17 protein-coding genes and 2 pseudogenes are annotated in these 19244 nt (G+C 32.5%); 8 read left to right on the top strand and 11 right to left on the bottom strand.

The features are described from left to right. Window positions 1-117 precede the first annotated feature (117 nt). From GKR88_18835 to GKR88_18810, 6 genes are all read left to right on the top strand, one after another. Entirely contained in the window at window positions 118-1326 is a 1209-nt protein-coding gene (locus tag GKR88_18835; protein ID QMU66125.1) for a hypothetical protein, read from the top strand. Between the two features lie 55 nt (window positions 1327-1381). Then, on the top strand, window positions 1382-1594 hold the full coding sequence (locus GKR88_18830) for a hypothetical protein (protein ID QMU66124.1): 213 nt from the start codon (window positions 1382-1384) through the stop codon (window positions 1592-1594). A 52-nt stretch (window positions 1595-1646) separates the two neighbouring features. Next, complete coding sequence (locus GKR88_18825) at window positions 1647-2588, top strand: hypothetical protein (GenBank protein ID QMU66123.1); 942 nt, start codon at window positions 1647-1649, stop codon at window positions 2586-2588. Beyond that, complete coding sequence (locus GKR88_18820) at window positions 2566-2922, top strand: helix-turn-helix domain-containing protein (protein QMU66122.1); 357 nt, start codon at window positions 2566-2568, stop codon at window positions 2920-2922. Before GKR88_18825 ends, GKR88_18820 begins: the two co-directional genes overlap by 23 nt. A gap of 234 nt (window positions 2923-3156) precedes the next feature. Then, window positions 3157-6309, top strand: coding sequence for a SusC/RagA family TonB-linked outer membrane protein (locus tag GKR88_18815; GenBank protein ID QMU66121.1), 3153 nt, complete (start codon window positions 3157-3159; stop codon window positions 6307-6309). Window positions 6310-6356: 47 nt separating this feature from the next. Further along, entirely contained in the window at window positions 6357-7814 is a 1458-nt protein-coding gene (locus GKR88_18810) for a RagB/SusD family nutrient uptake outer membrane protein (protein ID QMU66120.1), read from the top strand. Between the two features lie 385 nt (window positions 7815-8199). On the opposite strand, the pseudogene GKR88_18805 reads toward GKR88_18810, so the two are convergent. The 3 genes and pseudogenes from GKR88_18805 to GKR88_18795 form a co-directional block, all read right to left on the bottom strand. After that, window positions 8200-9365 (bottom strand): annotated as a pseudogene (locus GKR88_18805) (IS3 family transposase). Window positions 9366-9689: 324 nt separating this feature from the next. After that, window positions 9690-10301 (bottom strand): IS630 family transposase, encoded by a 612-nt coding sequence (locus GKR88_18800; GenBank protein ID QMU66119.1) that lies wholly within the window; start codon window positions 10299-10301, stop codon window positions 9690-9692. Further along, entirely contained in the window at window positions 10255-10722 is a 468-nt protein-coding gene (locus GKR88_18795) for a helix-turn-helix domain-containing protein (protein ID QMU66118.1), read from the bottom strand. Before GKR88_18795 ends, GKR88_18800 begins: the two co-directional genes overlap by 47 nt. Window positions 10723-11307: 585 nt before the next feature. Here GKR88_18795 and ssb point away from each other — a divergent pair. Next, window positions 11308-11643: a single-stranded DNA-binding protein gene (gene ssb / locus GKR88_18790; protein ID QMU66117.1), complete on the top strand. Its 336-nt coding sequence runs from the start codon at window positions 11308-11310 to the stop codon at window positions 11641-11643. Window positions 11644-11700: 57 nt separating this feature from the next. On the opposite strand, the gene GKR88_18785 is transcribed toward ssb, so the two are convergent. The 7 genes and pseudogenes from GKR88_18785 to GKR88_18755 form a co-directional block, all read right to left on the bottom strand. Then, complete coding sequence (locus GKR88_18785) at window positions 11701-13017, bottom strand: AAA family ATPase (protein ID QMU66116.1); 1317 nt, start codon at window positions 13015-13017, stop codon at window positions 11701-11703. A 15-nt stretch (window positions 13018-13032) separates the two neighbouring features. Beyond that, window positions 13033-13434 (bottom strand): hypothetical protein, encoded by a 402-nt coding sequence (locus GKR88_18780; GenBank protein ID QMU66115.1) that lies wholly within the window; start codon window positions 13432-13434, stop codon window positions 13033-13035. Next, the gene (locus GKR88_18775; GenBank protein QMU66114.1) at window positions 13431-14639 is read right to left on the bottom strand and encodes a hypothetical protein; all 1209 of its coding nucleotides are present in this window, start codon (window positions 14637-14639) and stop codon (window positions 13431-13433) included. Before GKR88_18775 ends, GKR88_18780 begins: the two co-directional genes overlap by 4 nt. Window positions 14640-15450: 811 nt before the next feature. After that, the gene (locus tag GKR88_18770; protein QMU66113.1) at window positions 15451-15753 is read right to left on the bottom strand and encodes a hypothetical protein; all 303 of its coding nucleotides are present in this window, start codon (window positions 15751-15753) and stop codon (window positions 15451-15453) included. 4 nt (window positions 15754-15757) lie between these two features. Beyond that, window positions 15758-16465, bottom strand: coding sequence for a hypothetical protein (locus GKR88_18765; protein QMU66112.1), 708 nt, complete (start codon window positions 16463-16465; stop codon window positions 15758-15760). Window positions 16466-16521: 56 nt separating this feature from the next. Continuing rightward, window positions 16522-16773 (bottom strand): hypothetical protein, encoded by a 252-nt coding sequence (locus GKR88_18760; GenBank protein ID QMU66111.1) that lies wholly within the window; start codon window positions 16771-16773, stop codon window positions 16522-16524. Between the two features lie 88 nt (window positions 16774-16861). Then, a pseudogene (locus tag GKR88_18755) lies at window positions 16862-17371 on the bottom strand (IS1595 family transposase). Window positions 17372-17658: 287 nt separating this feature from the next. Between GKR88_18755 and GKR88_18750 the strand changes: the two are divergent. Then, entirely contained in the window at window positions 17659-18654 is a 996-nt protein-coding gene (locus tag GKR88_18750; GenBank protein ID QMU66110.1) for a transposase, read from the top strand. Between the two features lie 25 nt (window positions 18655-18679). Here the strand turns inward: GKR88_18750 and GKR88_18745 are convergent, their stop codons facing one another. Next, window positions 18680-19111 (bottom strand): hypothetical protein, encoded by a 432-nt coding sequence (locus tag GKR88_18745; GenBank protein QMU66109.1) that lies wholly within the window; start codon window positions 19109-19111, stop codon window positions 18680-18682. Between the last annotated feature and the right edge of the window lie 133 nt (window positions 19112-19244).

The following is a 19244-nucleotide window of genomic DNA, read 5'->3' as shown; positions in this document are numbered from 1 at the left end:
TTTAAAGATAAGCTATTATCGGAATTTACCCATTTACGATAAAATACAAATTATAATGTTAAATTTAGATAATACGTCTTCCAAATAAATCAGAGGTTAAAGGTAGTAACAATGAAGTTGATAAAATTACTCTTTATTCTATATTGCCAGATAAATATCTTCGCAATAAACAGTCAAGCTACTGATTCTCTTAAACCAGGGAAATCAAAAGATACTACCTATCGATCTAAAGAGTTCAAGTTAAAAAAAATATTAGCCAAATCAATTATAGAAAGTATAGAGAATCTCAACCTTAGTTCGAGAAGCCTTTCATCAGATGAATTAAAAAAAACAGCAATTAGTTATGCTTTATTAGGTCAAGTAACCGAATCTGCTAATTATGCTGAAAGGTATATAAAAGCATCTCACGAAGTAAATATTTTAGATCATGAGGCGTTTGAAGCATTCGTAAATTCTGATGAGTATCGTTCTTTAATAAAAAAATACAAACCAGAAATTAATGGTTGGATTTTATTTTTTTTTTCATGCGGACTCATTGGTGTTTTCTTATCAATTGTCATTAATTTGAGACGCAAAGGTGATACTTTAGCGAACTTGATGATCACATTATTTTTATTTTTCAATTCTTTATTTATCATCCACTTATGCCTTTATCTATCTAAGTTTAGTTTTTACAATCCGCATGTCCTTTATATAAGTACTCCTTTTTCATTCATTTATGGACCGTTACTGTATTTTTATTTCAAAAGAATCTCTGAAAAATATCGCTTTAAGAGGATTGATTTATTGCATTTAATTCCTACAGTCCTACTAATTGGTTATTTACTACCTATCTATCTTTTATCAGCAGAAGAAAAATTACATCTCATGTATAACAGAGATGAAGTTTTACATTCTATTCTTACTTGGATCGTACTCATTAAATATGTTTCACTTATAACATATGCTTTTTTGGCCTTTAGATTGTTCAAAAAAAGAATTCAAAAAAGAAAAAAACTCCATAAGCAGATCATAAGATGGCAGAGAAATATGGTACTCTTGTACGTTTCGTATGTCTTCTTTTACATTATTTATGGTATTGCAATATTGAATATGGTAGATAACAACCTTCTATTTTATCCGCAAATATTTTCAATGGCTCTTATTATTCTATATGTAGGATACATAGCTTACGTGCAGCCAAGGGTATTTAGCAAGAAATACTTATTTCAGGATGTTACATTTTTTAAGTATAAGAAATCCGGATTAACAAATAGCTATTCTGAAGAGCTCAAAGATAAGCTATTTATTTTACTCAATGAAGAAAAGGTTTTTAAGGGTGCATAACATTTTGTCGCGAAATAGTTATTTTTAAGGATTAACTTTTAAAAGCGACACCATTATGATTAGCGAAGAGGAATTTTTAGCCCAAGCCAAGAAGCGTTATCAAGCGATAGCAAAATTATCAAACATAAAGAGTTACTATGATTACGAAAAGACTTTTGATCAAATATGGACGGACTATGGTCGAGAGGTTTTAGAGAGAAGTATAAGCGAACCATCTAAAGACAGGCGTAAAAAAAAACTTATCACGTTACGGAAAGATAGAGATTAACAACACTCATCCCTTTAGTGAAAAAGTCAATGGATTTAAGATAAGTCCCTATATGCAAGACAAAATGATTTATATTGGTCAAAACGATTGTTATGGAGATGGTCATGAAGTTTTATCGAATCTTCTAGGTGTTTCAGTCAATGCGATGCAGCTTTACAGAGTCACAGACTTTTATGGTGGTTTATTAGAGCAAGAAAAAGTATTGGAGGTTGATGCCGTTGAACCTGATATTCTTAAGGTAGATAACCAAGAGTGCATATATGCTATGGTCGATGGGTCGATGCTTTTCACTCGGGAAGAGGCTTGGAAAGAAGTAAAATTAGGCAGAATTTTTAAACAGAGTAGCTGTATGGACATATCAAATAAACGTGGATGGATACGCCATTCGTTGTATGAAGCATATTTAGGCAAAGCTGATAAGTTTACAGATAGAATGGATAGATACTTAGGCTGTTACAGGAGTATTGATAAGCGACTGATTTTTGTTGGTGATGGTGCTAGATGGATATGGAAATGGGTAGATCAACATTACCCTTTTGCCACACAAATATTGGATTGGTATCATGCTTTAGAACATTTACACGATTTTGCTAAGGTTTGTCTCTCTAATCAAGAGTCATATAACAGTTGGGTTGGTCAACAGGAGCAACTACTAAAAAACAGTCAAGTAAATCAAGTCATTGAGAATATCAAAAACTTAGAATTGACAAAGCAAAATCAACGTAAACAACAAAGCCAACTTATCACATATTATACCGAAAATAGGTCGCGTATGGACTATCAGCAATATCAAAATACAGGAGCAGGTATTATAGGATCTGGAGCCATAGAAGCAGCTAACAGGGAGGTTGTTCAAAAAAGAATGAAACTCTCTGGACAACGTTGGTCTAAAATTGGAGCTCAAAATATGCTCACATTAAGAACAACTAAACTGAGTGATAAATGGAACAAAGTAGTTAACCTAATCTGTACTGAGAAAAATAAAGCTGCTTAAAACGACAAAATGTTATGCACCCGTTTTTAAAGACAGTAATTTAAGTTTAGATAGCTTGGCTACAAAATTAGATACTACAAGACATAATATATCTCAAGTGATCAATGAGCATTTTGGAGTCAACTTTTTTAACCTGATCAACAAATATCGTATCTCTGAATCGATGCGTATCCTCAAAGAAGATCACAACAGAAATCTTCATATAATAGACGTTGCTTATGATGTTGGTTTTAATAATAAAGTCACTTTTAACAAAGCATTCAAAGCAGAAACCGGCACTACACCAAGTACCTACATCCGAAGTCTAAACAATTTAGGGTTTTCGAATTTTTAGTCTCGTAAAAAGTAAGGAAATATTTATCGGCAAAGAAAATGATTATAGGGATTACCTATAAATTTCTTCATGTGCATTTTTTTTGAATTGTATTTGAATTAATTGAGCTGGTTATTATGACTTGTACTTTATTATTCCATTAAACTTTGGCTTCATTAAAGAGTATTATCGATTAATACCAGCTTTCTTTTCTCATACAATCTTAGTTCAAATTTTAATTAAAAATGTAGTTATATGAGAGTAAAATTTTTCATTACAATGATGCTTTTATTGTGCTTGCCAATTTTTTCACAAGAGAAAATGATTACCGGTGTAGTAGCAAGTGATTTGGGAACGTTACCAGGAGTAAGTATCTTATTGAAAGGAACAACAAAAGGGGTAGAAACAGACTTTGATGGAAAATACCGTATTCTAGCAAAAGTTGGAGATGTGCTTGTTTTCAGTTACTTAGGTTTTGTAACAGTCGAAAGAACAATAGGAGATGCCTCGGTGATAAATGTTGTTATGCAAGAGAGTGGAGAAGTGTTGGAAGAAGTTGTAGTTGTAGCCTACGGATCCCGAAGAAAGGAAGAAATTACCGGATCGGTTCAGGCAATAAGTTCCAGTACAATTGAGCAACAACAAGTAACATCACCTTTAAGAGCTCTGCAAGGAACAGTACCAGGAATTAATTTAATCACACAAGGGGGGCAACCGGGAAACAATCCAAATATTGTCATTAGAGGATTTGGTAGTTTCAATGGAAGCAATAGTCCATTAATTGTTGTTGACGGAGCACCATACAATGGTAACTTAAATACGATTAGTCAAGACCAGATTGAGTCAATTTCAGTTTTAAAAGATGCTTCTTCTGCGTCACTTTACGGTTCTAGAGCTGCAAATGGGGTTATCATTATTACAACCAAACGTGGTAAAAGAAATTCTGATGCAAAAGTATCGATTCGATCTCAATATGGGATTTCAAATCCAGCAGTAGGAATACACGATTTAGTTGGACCTGAAGATTATTTGAAATTAAATTGGCAAGCAATCAGAAATAATAATATTTATCAATTAGATCAATCACCAACAGATGCTGCCTTAAATGCAACAAACCAATTGATCCCTACATTGGGATACAACCCATACAGTGTTGCTAATCCAATAGATATCAACGGGCAATTGGTTGCAGGTGCAAATTTATTGTGGAATACAACCTGGCAAGATGTAGTTTTAAGAGACAATGTATCTCGGGTCAATCACAATATCAGTATCACTGGAGGAGAGGAAAATAATAATTATTTTATCTCGCTGGATTATCTGGATGATGAAGGTCCTGTAATTGCTTCAGATTTTGAGAGAATAGCACTACGTGGAGCCATTGATGCAGATGTAAATGATTGGCTTAAGGTTGGCCTTACTTCAAGTTATTCGAGATCTTATTCTAACAATCCGGATCAAACATCCGGAAGCACTACTCAGGCTATTTCTTGGATATATAGCAACAGTAGTATTTATCCTATTTATGTTAGAGATGAAAATGGAAACCTGATTTTAGATGAAAACGGGCAAGTGATTTATGATTTAGGTAATGGGAATGGGAGACCTCCAGGGCAATCTGTAAACAGTATCAGACCTGGTATCGTAGGCGAGAATATATTAGCTTCTATCGAATTAGGTTCGGAGACCAGAACACGATCTAATTTTGTAGGATCTGCGTATGCAGAGGTCGGCTTTTTTGAAAAATTTAAGTTTAGAAGTACATTAAATTATGAGAATTATTTATTTGACAGCCACTCTTTTGATGATGATTTAATTGGTGCCGCCTCGAGTGTAAATGGCCGAGTTAGCAAACAAAGAAATATTACCACAACGTTAAATGCAATTCAGGCATTAAATTATACAGACTCTTTTGATGAGCATAATTTATCGGTAGATCTCATTTATGAGGCAAACACACAAACAACGGATTCATTTAGTGCTTCTGCTACAGGATTTTTACCCGGACAAGAAGAATTGGGAAATGGAACGATAGCCGAATCTTTTGGAGGGTTTAGATTAGAGCAAAGAATTTCAAGTATTCTTGGAAGGCTTTCCTACAATTTTAAGAACAGATACTTTTTGGATGCTTCGTATAGACAGGACAAAACATCCCAATTTAGTAAAGAATTTAATACTGGCGGTTTCTATTCATTTGGGGTTAGCTGGAGTGTTTTTAAAGAAGACTTTTTGTCAAATACAGATTGGATCAATGAGTTAAGAATCAGAGCTTCTTATGGAGAATTAGGAAATGTAAATATTCCAGGAGGCTTCTTTCCAACAAGCTTTTTATTTGGAGGCACTAATTTTGGTAATATTGTAATATCCCCGGTAGAAGGGCTCCCGTCTTCATTACCAAGTTCTACATTAATTGATCCGTCATTACAATGGGAAACATCTACAACTACAAATCTAGGTTTAGATTTCGGGTTATTTAATAATGTACTAACTGGTAGCGTTGAGTATTTCAAAAGAAATAGTGTCGATTTGATTCAAGATATTACCACTACACCATCTACCGGAGCTCCTATTTTGAGAGCCAATGCGGGAGAGATAGAGAATAGAGGATGGGAAGTAAGTTTGGTAGGAAATATTATCAATAAAGAGGGTTTTCAATGGAGCGTTAATACAAATTTTTCACTGTTAACAAATGAAATAAAAGTCGTAACACCATTTACAGACAGATTAGTTCAAGGTGCAAATCTCTGGGCTCCGGGGAATTCTATTTTCGAGTTTTATGTAAGAGAATGGGCCGGGGTAGATCCTGCAAATGGAGATGCTTTGTGGTACCAAGATATAACAGATGCAAATGGAAATGTAACAGGAAGAACAGTTACTAATGATTACGATTCTGCGACCAGATATGAAACGGGTAAAGAATCAATACCGGATATTCAAGGAGGTTTTGGTACAAACCTGAGATATAAAAACTTTGATTTTTCAGTACTCTTCAACTTTAGTTTTGGAGCTTACATTTATGATACAGACTATAGTGGATTGGTAGCTAACATGTCTAGTATTGGTTCGTCTGCTCATCCAGATAATTTTCAAGCATGGAGTCAACCTGGAGATATTAGCAGTTTTCCAAGATTAACAATTGCAAACAATAGTTTTAATAATAGATCTACTCGTTGGCTGTTTAAAAACGATTATGTGAGAATGAGAAATATAAGCCTGGGATATAATTTACCTGCCGATTTATTGAATAAATATGGAATATCAAAAGTGAGACTATATGTTTTAGGTGAAAATATGTTTACATGGCAAAGTCATAAAGGAATTGATCCAGAGCAGTCATTCAATGGACTCACAGCAAATAGATCACCCCTACAGAAAACTTTAACACTCGGGACTTTATTTGAGTTTTAGAATATGTGAAATTAAGATGCATTTATAATGAACAAATAAAATTTATAATGATGAAAAAATATAGTAATAAACTAAAAAACATAAGCTCCTCAATTATGATCGTATTAGTAATGTTATTTTCAGCTGGATGTTCTGATGATTTTATTGAAGAGCCAACAGATACAACGGGAGCAAATAGTAGTATAATATTTTCTGACAGGAGTAATGTAGAAACTTTTATAGCAGGCATATTAGCAAACTACAAAGGACAATACAGAAATGTAGATAATGGAGGATTATATGCCATGTATTTTGCAAGAGCTGTAAAAGGAAATGATATTATACAAGCTTTCAGTTGGTATACTTTTGACTATGGACATGAGAATAGGGAAGCAACGTTTAGAAGAACAAACTTTACATGGGACTTCAATTATGAAAATGTAAATTTTGCAAATGTTTTGATAGATGGAGTTACTAATAGCTCTTCTTTAAGTGAGATAGATAAGAGAGAGTTAATTGCTCAGGGAAAATTTTTTAGAGGCTTTCATTTATTTGAATTATTGTTAGAGTTTGCTCCAAATTATAATAACAACAGAAGCTTGATTAGGATTCCTGTGTATACAGGTCCTACTTCTGTGGAGAGTGTATCAGGAAATCCTCCTGTGCCGTTGAGTGAAGCATACAATCAGGTGATTCAAGATTTGCGGGATGCTATTGCAGACTTACCCAATTCTAGACGAGGCAAAAGTTTTGTAAATAAAGTAGTTGCCCAAGCAGTACTTACCAGAGTGTTGGCTGTAACTCAAGATGATTGGGTTCAAATGTCCTCATTGGCGAGAGCAGCTTATGGAGGTAATGCAAATTCTGCAGTACAATCTTCAAACTGGGGGAATGGATTTAATAATATGACTGATCAAGAATGGTTATGGGCAATGTTCCAAAATGGTTCAGACGAAACTAACTTTTTTTGGGGGCATGCAGCTCCAATGATGGATCATCTGACATTAAGTTACAATGCAACCTATTTCGATCCAGATTTTGTAAGCCAGTTTTCTGCTACAGATGTAAGAAATACCTTTTTTGATTTATACGGAGTATCTGTATCTACCCCTTGGAGAGAATTCGTCTCAACAAAATATGCATTTACATTTGCTTCCGACATCCCAATTATAAGAAAATCAGAAATGGTTTTATTCGATGCCGAGGCTCAATACCAACTGGGAAATGAGGCGGAAGCCAGAAACTTGCTGTTTGCTCTTCAATCTGTAAGAGACCCAAATGCGACGATATCTACAAACTCCGGACAAGCACTTCTGAATGAAATTTTACTAGAGAGAAAGAAAGAATTCTATGGAGAGTTTGGCCCACAATGGTTTGACGCCAAGAGGTATAATTTACCCATTAATAGAAATAGCATACACAGAATATCATTAAACGTTCCTACGAATAGCAATCTATTCTTCTTAAAAATTCCACAAGATGAAATAGACCTTAACCCAAATTATGCGGGCTTCAATAACGAATAAAGGAACTAAATGCTTAATCATGAGAAAAAATTATACAAGGATTTACCATTAATTCTCACATTGCTTTTTTTGTTGAATGCTTGTGAAGATAGAGTATAGAATTAGAACAGATAGATTATGTTTCTTTTCAGACATCTGGATTTTGGGGTTGAAATCGGAGGATAGACCACACAAACTATTAACGGTTTTATGCAAGTAGTATAACAAATACTACAGATAGAGAGTATTTACTATACATGTAGAATCGGAAAGAACCACTGCAGATAAAGTTTCTTACGTAATTCTAACAACGATTACCATAACGTTTGGTACGAACATAGGAACCTTTGATATTACTTTTTTTGATTCGGATATTGAGGGTAAAACATCAGAATGTAAGCTTCCCCTAATTAGAACTGTTTAAATTTCTAATATTTGATAAATTTATTGTTTTAATTCTCTTGGAGCTAGCCCCAAGAGAATTAATTTCTGCGTATTTTATTGGCGATAATCTACCAAGCCCGTCATGGGGTCGATGATGATTATAATCATACATCCAATCTTGGGTTTGTTCTCTTACTTGGTTAATGTTCTCAAAAATATATTTATCAATAACTCCTCGCCTATAAGTTCCATTAAATCTCTCTACAAATGCATTTTGAGTTGGTTTGACAGGGTGAATATAGGTAAACTCTATGTCATGCATTTGGCTCCATACAGCGGTGATATTAGCAATGAACTCCGGGCCATTATCCATACGTATCTTATTGGGCTTTCCTCTTCTATTAACAAGATCGTTAAGTACCCAAAACACACGATTACTTGGTAAAGAAAAATCTACTTCTATATGTAATGCCTCTCTATTACAGTCATCGATAATAGTAAAGGCTCTAAAACGTCTTTTGTTCTCAAGGGTATCGGTAACAAAATCCATACTCCATGTATCATTAAGATTTTCCGGAACCTCTAATGGTTCTTTCACTCTAGATGGTAATCGTTTTTTTACTTTACCACGTAGAGGAAGTCCTAATGCTTTGTAAACCCTATACAATCGTTTATGATTCCATGGTTTGCCTTGATTACGTAAACGACTATAAGCCTTCCAAAAACCTTCTTCTCAATGTTGAACTGCTTTTTCTTGTAAAGCGAGCTCTATCTCAGTATCGGCTTTGGGTAACGGTTTATAATAATAAACACTCTTGCTCATATTTAAGACTCGGCACGCCCTGCTAATACCATAATGTGCAAGTGTTTTACTTATCGTTCTCTTACGGCAAGGCTTTAAAGCTTTTTTGCAATAACCTCTTTTGCCATTTGATGATCTAAGGCTAGAGAAGCATACATCTGGTTGAGCATCCGGTTCTCACCCTCAAGCTCTTTGACGCAACGTAACTCTCCGGAACTCATCCCGGCATATTTAGAACGCCACTTGTAAAAAGTTGCTGAAATAAACCCATGTTCCCTGCTAATCTCTACAACTGTTTTCCCTTGATCAAACTCTTTCAAAATCTTTGCAAGATGTGAAGGTGAAAATTTACTCTTTCGCTTTGTTTGTCTATTGAAAGTTAAAATTAATCTTTCTAATTTTAAACAGTTCGGTTTTTAGGGAAGATTACAAGAACTATAATTATCATCAGACAGAGATACTTTTTTGGGGACCAATATGGTCATCGAATTAAGTCAAAAATGCCCCGATGAACTACTCGGCCAAGATTAGCGATTACTTTTGATGATTGACCAGAAAAAATTTATTGGCGTATTACCCGTGGAGGTTCTATTGCAATACAAAGTGCATATCCACCAGCATTTGGCGCGTATGCTGTGCTCACCGGAACACTTGAATTGAACTCATCTTGACTTTTCTATTTCCACTTGAAAATATCTTTGTGATACCTATTAGACTTTAAAATTACTCAAAAAAGTTTGAGTGTATAACTCATAACTTGTTATTGATTTGATAAGTTTTGGTGTTAATTGTTTGACCATCTGTGTAATTTTCTCCTGTAAGGTTTCAACATCTTTGAATAGTTTCATTGCCACTTTACTTTTCATCCATTGCCATATTTTTTCAGCAGGGTTTAACTCAGGTGCGTATGGCGGTATTCTTATGAGTTTTATGTTGTCTGGGATTGTAATGTTTTGACAAGCATGGAATCCAGCATTGTCCATAATAACGATTTTGAGTTCTCTAGGGTTTTGTTTACTAAAATCTTCAAGAAAGTTTTCAAAAATGTCATTAGATACTAACGGGGTTTCCCAATAGAAACTATCTCCTGTAATGGGAGAGAAACATCCCCATAGCCATAACCATTGATAACTGTGTTGATATTGCCCTATAGGTTTAATTCCTTTGGAGACTAATACTCTTTTCTGTTTGGTCATCAATCCAAAACGAGATTCGTCTTGAAAGTAAAGATTGAAACTATCGTACTTATCTTTATTTAGACTGTCTCTAATCTCACTAAGTCGATGGGGTAGTTTTTTTAAAGGCTTCCACAGCCTGCTCATCTTTTTTGTGATGTGATTTCCTTGCTACTTTCAAAACACTATGGTGGTGTACACGACAGTGCTTATAGAGTGTGGCATAGTTAATATTGGATTGGTAATGCTCCTGTACCCAGTCAAGCAGTTCTGTATAACTAGTAATCTGTGCCAGTGGGTCTGAAAGTTTCTCTGCCAATGCTTCTTTTGTACCCTGTTCTATTAAAGGAGTATTGTTACCCCCTTTATTACTGGACAATAATAACTCTAAGCCTCCATCTCTATATACCTTTATCCAGGTATAAATAGTTTTACGACAGTGCTTAAGCTTTGGAACCATATCTTTGCTGTAAATCACTTTTTTCTGATGTATCAAAAGCAACATTTTGATACGGCTTCTTTTGGTAATACTTGTTTGCTTGGGTAAGAGTTTTTTTAGTGTACTCAAACTCTATACTATGTCTATATCTATTTGCTTTGCCATGACAACAAGATATAACTTTATTGAGTAAGATCAAAGTTAAAACAGTATGAGACCTTTGCAAAATAGTGATATATTCCGTATTGAAATTGATTTGGTTTCAAATTTCTTCCTTCTCGAAAATTTTAAATCCTCAAAACCAATAGGTTATTCCGGTTTAAAATTTTCTTCGGGTGTCGAATTTTTTTGCCAAATCAATTTTGCAAAGATCTCTTTGTGATAATACTCTGTTTTTAAGGACTTCACGCAATGGAGTTAGCAGTCCACATATTTTAGATTACCATTCTATAATGGTAGCATAGGCTATTTTAATGCCTTGTTATCCAGGAAAATGAATTCGTAAAATTTAGGAAAAAACAACTCTGGATAATAGCGGTATAATTAATTACAGCGGGTCAGTTAAAAAACACATTTATTATCCGTTTACAAACGACTACAATTATTTACAACCGAAAGTAAGTATTTTATAACCGAATCCGGTTGGGATATTGCTTCATATTTGTACCGTTGAAATACATCAACAGAATTAATAATCATTTTAAAACTTATCTTATGAATACGTTAAGAAACAAAGTTCAGTTAGTTGGAAACTTAGGAAAAGATCCGGAAATTATCACCTTGGAAAGTGGTAGAAAATTAGCTAAATTCTCATTAGCTACTAATGAAAATTACAAAGATGCTAACGGGCATAAACAAACCAAAACTGACTGGCATTCCCTAATTGCCTGGGGTAAAACCGCTGAGATCATCGAAAAGTATGTAACCAAAGGAAAGGAAGTTGCCATAGAAGGGAAACTCACTACCCGAAGCTATGAAACCAAAGAAGGAGAAAACCGCTATGTAACGGAAGTTGTTGTCAACGAAATTTTGATGTTGGGTAACAAGTAGTGGGAATTTTTGCTATGAATAGAAAACCCGAGACAATTGTCTCGGGTTTTTTTATAATCAAAAATTTACACAATGGGTTGCTTTTGCACATTGCTCTATAGGCCATGGAAAATCTGCACACGCTTTTATACGGGCACAAACTTTATTAATATTATCAAGTTTCACTTGAACTTTAACATCGGCAATGCCTAAATCAAAACCTGTTATTGTTACCCATGAACCTAACCCTGTATTAATACTAAAGTTTTCACCATGACTAATTTTAACACCAACTTTAACCCAAACTTCAATGCGCCCTTTTAGTTCTCCATTTTCATAAGTCACGTTTTTTATTTTAATCCCAGCGCCTATTAAACCTCTAAGCCCACTAGGTAATAATTCTTCTACCTTTCCAGAAGTTAAATCAATTTTTGAAGCCATTGTGCCTTTTCTAACACTCCACATTTTAATAGTTTCTGAACCTTCAAAACCACAACTATCTGGTAATTGCCCCTTTCCAGGAAGAACTAATGTTAGTGGTTTTTGATAGATGATATAACGAATATCATTTAGTAAAGCCCTATTGTTAAACAAGAATTCTACTTTTTCTAGTTCTTTTAAAAAGCTATTCTTTAAGTCAATATTGGATATTTCTATTTTTTCTTTGTCCCATGTTTTTTCTACATCAATTAAAAGCTTTTTGTACTCTAAACTGTTATTATCTGACGATAAGTTCTTAATTTCTTCTTCCATTCTTTTTTTTTGATCTTCTAATTGTTCAAACTTGTTTTTAGTAGTTTTTAAAAAAGATTCAAGATTATTAAGTTGTTTTAATTCATTTTCAATACCCAGTAAACTTGTTAGGCTTTTATATTTATCCTTTGGATTCTTTTTAAGAAATAAAGTGTTTTCGTCTTGTTCTACATAATTTAAAACATTGAACAAATTTTTAATATTATGGAAATTCAATACATTTTCTTCTTTAATGCCATTCTCCATCTCTACATCATTTAAGAAAATGCTTAGTTGAGAATTTTCATATATTTTTTGAGGATTATTTCTAATCGATTTTTGACTTGGTGCAGGTTGAAAAATTCGCTGAATTTTTAAGATATCTTCATTGTCGTTCTTTAGTGAAACTTCCAAATGGATAGGTAAAGAATTATTTTTATGAATTGGACTTTCTTTATAGCTGTAGTTAGCCAAAATGTTATTGTTTTCATTTATTCTTCTCGGTTTACCAGTTAAAATAATTTCAATAGCATCAAATATGGTAGTTTTTCCATAGCCATTTGGACCATCGAAAACGATTAATTCTTTATTTTCAAAGTTAAAGGCAAAATCATCTATACATTTGAAATTCTTAATAATCAAATTTGATATTCTATAACTCATCTTGTGCCGTATTATCTAGTAGTTTGTCTGAAGGACAGATAAGTCGGAATCACTATATATTAACAGATATTTTTTAGTAACAAAGTAATTCTCTTCTACTTTTTTTAATTTAAATAATTGACTATTGTCATTATGCTTAAGTATAGTTATAAATGATAAATTTTTATCAATATATTTTTCCTTGAACTCTTGTAGATGTTCATTTTGAACTTCTATTGCAATTCTATTTAAAGCATACTCTATATTATCGACATTTTCGGAGATCTGTATCAAGTCATCATATTCTATAAAAAGGAATAGATAAAAGTCCATTTTTTCTTCTTCAAAAGTTGAAAAGTAAATTTCCAAATCCTTGTAATCAATTTTTCTTAATTGAATATTTGAATCATTTATTATTTTCAAGACTAACCCTCTCATTGGTTCAATTCATTTATGGATTTATTAATTGATTTTAAACCAAATAAATTATTGTTTTCAACATCCGAAATATTCAATTGGCTATCTTCATTAACATCTATTATATTGTTGATTCTCTCTTTCATTTCTACTTTTGAAATATCCAAATGCTGTGTTACAAAATAATCTACATCAACAGAGTTTGTTGTTTTGTATAATATTTCACAATGTTTTTGCAGTTTATTTAATTCAAATTCATCTGAACCGTCGAACTCACTATTATCTAAAGTTAGTTGATAAGTTTCATTTAAATTAGCTCTCTTATTCAAATATTGTAGCTTCTTATAATCTTCAGGGTTTGAATTAATTCTTCTAATAGCTCTACCAATTATATTTTTTATTGCATTATTATCCAAAAAAGTAATTATGGAGGTTCTTAAAGGAGGCTTGAGAATCTTATGAGGTATCAAATAAATATTTATTAAATCAATTATTTCCTTTGTTGTCATTTGCTCAATTTCATACAGTAAACTTTGTAGCTTTTCATACTGATTTCTTTGCTGTTCATTTGTAAGATCATCAAATACATTTAGTTCCTCATAAAAACTCTTTATGAAAACTTTTTCTATTTCAAACCAAGCAATTTTTTCATTGAAGGCTAATGGAGCTTTTTCAATCCAACGAATTATTTCTGCAAAAGGAATTTCTCTAACCTCTTTGTTTTTATGTCTTTGCTTTACATAATCTGAAATGATCTGACAACAGTAAATCCTTTTTATCTCTATATCATCATCTGTAATATCTGGGTTGTTAATAAAATTTTTGATAGCAAGATTAATCTTACTATTGATATTTGAAAGTGTATATTCTCCTGAAATTATATTAGTACTTACTTGTTCGATATTTTGAACTCCATTAAATTTATCCAACTCCACACCGTCTAATTGCAAGTACAAGTAGTTATTTTCACGATTATCTTGAAATCGATTCATCATATCATTCCAAGCCTTTTTATATTTTGAATAGTTATGAGCAGTATAGGCTTTTACTTGAAAAACGTGAAGTTCATTAGTTGTTAAGGAAAAATCTTCTTCTTGTTCTAATTTTAGGCAATATGTGTCATTTATAGAATCTAATTGATTCATTTCCTCTAAAGCTTTACATAAAGCCACTTCTCCTTGAAAAATATATCCTGACCAGCTAGGTGTAGCATCAGTATTGCTCATATTTTTATAGGCTGATTATTGTAGAATAGAATTTACCATTAGATTTAACTAACTAAATTAAATATTATGAGGTTTAAAAAATTGCGGAAAACCGTAATCTAAAATGCGGATTTCTGCATTTATCAAATTGAAATAAATTAACTCATAAGTTAAAAAGCGAAACCTTAAAATTAAAGAAAAATAAGATAAGAAAGTACAAATGAATAAGCATTATCTAAGTTTTCGTAAATTTACGTGAGGTATAAATAAATCTGAAATTTAGTAAAAGAACTCATTTAAACTTTTTGGGTTTAAGCGAAAATTAGAAGTTTTTAGCTCTGTTGAAGGATTTTTTGAGTTGCATAGTGCTACGGAAGGAAAAAAAGACAAAAACAGAGCGGGAAACAGTAATTTTTTAGCAAATTGAAAAAGTTTAAATGAGTTCTTTTAAAAAACAGATACCTTTGCATTAAAATTGTAAAAAGTCTGTTTTTTTATGGGGTTTTGTACCTTGAGACCTTTGCAAAATTGATTTGGCAAAAAAGTTCGACGCCCGAAAGAAATTTTAAATCGGAGTAACCTGTTGGTTACGAGGATTTAAAATTTTCGAGAAGGAAAAAATTTGAAGCCAAATCAATTTCAATACGGAATATATCCCTATTTTGCAAAGGTCTCACCTTGTAAGAAGATGCAGTTGTGCTATATTTACCGTTGTTATACAGGCTAAAAAATTAGAGTATTTCCTCCAAAAAGTGACAAAGGCCTCTCTTTAAAAAGACAGCTTCCAGTACACTTGAGTAATTATTTTGATTCAATATTTTCTTATGTATGACTAAAACAAAGATGCTAATGTGGGTATTTTCTTTGCAATCTTAATTGCAGTATCCCCTAATTCTTTGATATCTTCAACTAGTTCTGCTTGCGTTAAATTTTTTCTTGATGCTTCTTCAATCACTTTGAGTAAAATAGAATAAGTTCTCGTATCTTCTGTGTCGGGTATTACGGCCTCTATTTGGTCTTTAGAAAGCTTCATAAGTTGGTCGAGTTCTTTTTTGTACTTTCCATTGAATGACTCATCAGCTTTTTTTGCTAATTCTTTAAGCCTTTGACGTCTTTGCTCTCTTGTTTCTGGCATGATTTTAATTTCTAGTGGTTAATTGTTTTATTTGCTTAGTTACTTTTTCTATCTCTTCCAATGCTTTGCTACTTTCAACATCTATTCTTTTTCCTGTTTTAACGGCATTATTTACTTTTTCAGACAAATTCATCAAGGTATTGATAACCGCTGTGTCGGCACCTGATAATCCAACCTTAGAAAGTACTTCTTGCTGGGTTTCTTTCAATTTTCGGATTGATTTTAAATAATTGGTAATGGATGCATTGGCAAGTAAAACGTTTTCATAAGATTGATTAATTTTGTTTAAAAGTTCTCTTTCTTGTTTTTCCACAGGAAAAAGCAAATCTTCTCTTTTTTCAGCAATCTGAGATGCAACGATATCTAAAACGTCCTGCATATAAGCCACTGCCTCCTGAGTTGCTTCCGGAGTAGTTAATTTCCCTCCATCCTCTATGGCTTTATACAATGAGGGTTCTTCAATTTTGTAACTCTGAAGTTCTGCGTTTAGCACATTGTTGATAATATATGGAGAATACACTTCATCGATAAACACATTTATATTGTCTTTGATTTTTTTATAATATAACTGTACCATATTTCTATGAGAATTGTGCAATTCTTTTATATCTTTTCCAACAGTTTGAGAAAGAATAACAGTTTCTTCAGGTATAGAAACGCAAGAAGTTAAGATTATAGAGAATATAAGAATCTCAAGGGTTTTTATCTTCATAATTTTTAGATTTAAAGTTTTAGCAAAAAATTGATACTCTACAACAAACCAAAATCTTATTCATATTTTACAAGTTTGTTGGCAATAGTGTCCAATTCCTCATTAATATTAGTTTTGGAAATGTAGGCTAGTCCATCTTCTTTTAACTTTTGTAGATTTTCTACAGAGCCATCATCCATCTCTACACTGGCCGTTAAAATTTCAGATTCTAATTTTTGAAGTTTTTTCTCTAGTCGTTCTAGAACAATGCCAGGCAAAATACCACGTACCCCGCCTCCATCTATGGATAAGGTTCTTATTTTTTTCATTGAAGGGCGTTTAATTAATTTCTATTGCATTTCCTAAAAGTTTAGGAACTTGCCCTATAAAAGTATTAAATTCTTTAGAGGTCATTAGTTAGCTACATATAATTTCACGTTGATAAATTTTATTCCTATTGACCATTTTGGTTATTAAGCTATTGAATATTGTGTTTTTGTTTTGAGAACGATTAGTCCTAAAACAAAACTCATTAAAATATCGATTTAGGTTAAACTCACTTACCCGTGAATAGGTTGTTCTAATCCATGATTTTATTTGATGAATCATGGTGTGAAGTGCCTCAAAGTTTAATCCTCTGCCACTATCAATTTGAGTGATGTTGTAAACCTTGGATATAGGTCTGTAGCCTTTCCATTTATCTGTAGTCACTTTAGCGCCTCTATCAATATGTTTAATAAAAATATATTGAAGTGAACGAGCAGAGAAGTCCTTGATATTTAAGGCATACATACGTTTGACTTTACCCTGATCAGTAAACTTGACAGCAGTAATAGCCTTCTTTTTCTTAGCATCATAACTACGCCCAACTTTGTTTTGCTCATAACCACCAAGAACAAATTCATCAACTTGAACATTACCACCTACCTTTAGATTAGCAAATAGAAATAATTACTTAAAATAAAAACATAATAGTTATGATGAAATTTCTTTTTTTGCTTCTTTTTTTCTTTGTTAATAACTCTTATTTTGTTGATAACCAAAAACACAAAAGAACGGAGTGAACTTTAGCGGCCAGCTAGCTTTTTAGAGCCATCCCCCGTATTAGTCTCCGTTCTTTTTAAAAGTTACTTAGAACCATATAGAATTTCAGTTTCTGCCCTTATTAAAGGTCTTAGTTTAAGTAACTATTATTAATATCTAATTACAAAATTATGAAAACAAATGAAATTATCGGAATCGATGTCAGTAAATTATTAATTGATGTTTGTATCTATTCTAAACAAATTGTTCAACAGTTTGAGAACAGTAAATCTGGATTTAAATTAATGCTAAAGTGGAGTTTTAAAAATTCGTCTTTCTCTAAAGAAGAAACCATGTTTGTATTTGAACATACAGGAATGTACTCTCATTTATTATCTGTGTCTTTAACTGAACAAAAATTATCTTTTTTCATAGCTTCTGGTTTAGAAATTAAAAGATCTATTGGTATTGCTCGTGGAAAGGATGACCAAATTGATGCCAAACGCATTGCTCTATATGGGTATCGATTAAAAGAAGAACTTAAACCCAGTAAGCTACCTAAAAGAAGTATATTACAACTAAAAAGTCTCTTATCTTTAAGGACAAAACTTAACAAACAAAGAGCTGGTTTTAAAGTTACTTTGAAAGAACAAAAAAGAATTTATAAAGCAAAAGAGTATAAAATAATCTTTGACGTTCAACAAAAAATGATTGCAGAACTAACCAAACAAATACACAAGATTAATACTCAAATGCAAGCTATTATTGACCAAAATATAATGTTAAAAGAAACCTATAAACTTGTTACTAGTGTTAAAGGTATAGGAATGCAAACTGCTATAATGATGATTGTGTTTACTGACAATTTTTCAAAATTTGAAAACTGGAGAAAGTTTGCCTCTTATTGTGGTGTTGCTCCTTTTCCTTACCAATCTGGAACTAGTATTAAAGGACGTACAAAAGTCTCTCATTTGGCTAATAAAAAATTGAAAGCAATTATTAATATGTGCGCTATTTCTGCTATACAACATAACCCAGAAATGAAATTATACTATCATAAAAGAATAAAACAAGGCAAAAGTAAAATGAGTACCGTTAACATTATTAGAAACAAATTAATAGCAAGAGTGTTTGCCGTTGTCAAACGACAAACACCCTATGTAGATACTTTTAAATTTGCTGCATAAATTAGTAAAAATAATATCTCAACTTTTACTTGTTTTTATCATAGAATACGGGATGATTTTCACTTGAAACTATAGCTTCTCTGACTTTTAACATAAACAAACGCATTGTCTTCTGTCTAATACCGTAACGAACTCCCATTTGAGTAGCTGATAAACTCTTGGTTGTCGTTGCCATTTCAAAGCAGATAAAAAAAGCTGTACGAACACCAAATCTCACTCTGTGAAAAATAGTATTGGCTGTTGGAATTTCAGTGTCACTACATTTATTACATGTTCTTGAAAAATTCTTACGAACTTGATAACCGGTATTGCCACATTTACGACAACAGTAGCCATCTTGCCACTTGATTTGAGTTAAATATTCCTTGCAATCTAAGTCTGTTTTAAAGCGTTCAGCAAACTCTAGAAGGTTTTGACCTTTGAAAATATTCATAATATCCTCTATTTTTATTGACATACAAGTTATGAAATTATCTACTAACTTCTAAATGTTTATAGTGATGTTGAAAAGAGGGGTCTGAGGGAGGCTGATAACTTATTAAAATGTTGATAATTTTGAAAAAAGAACGAAGTGAACTTAGTAGCTATGC

The sequence above is a fragment of the Flavobacteriaceae bacterium genome (assembly GCA_014075215.1).
Taxonomy (GTDB): domain Bacteria; phylum Bacteroidota; class Bacteroidia; order Flavobacteriales; family Flavobacteriaceae; genus Polaribacter.
Note: the sequence above shows the minus strand (reverse complement) of the source record. Positions and strands in the feature narration are given on the sequence as shown.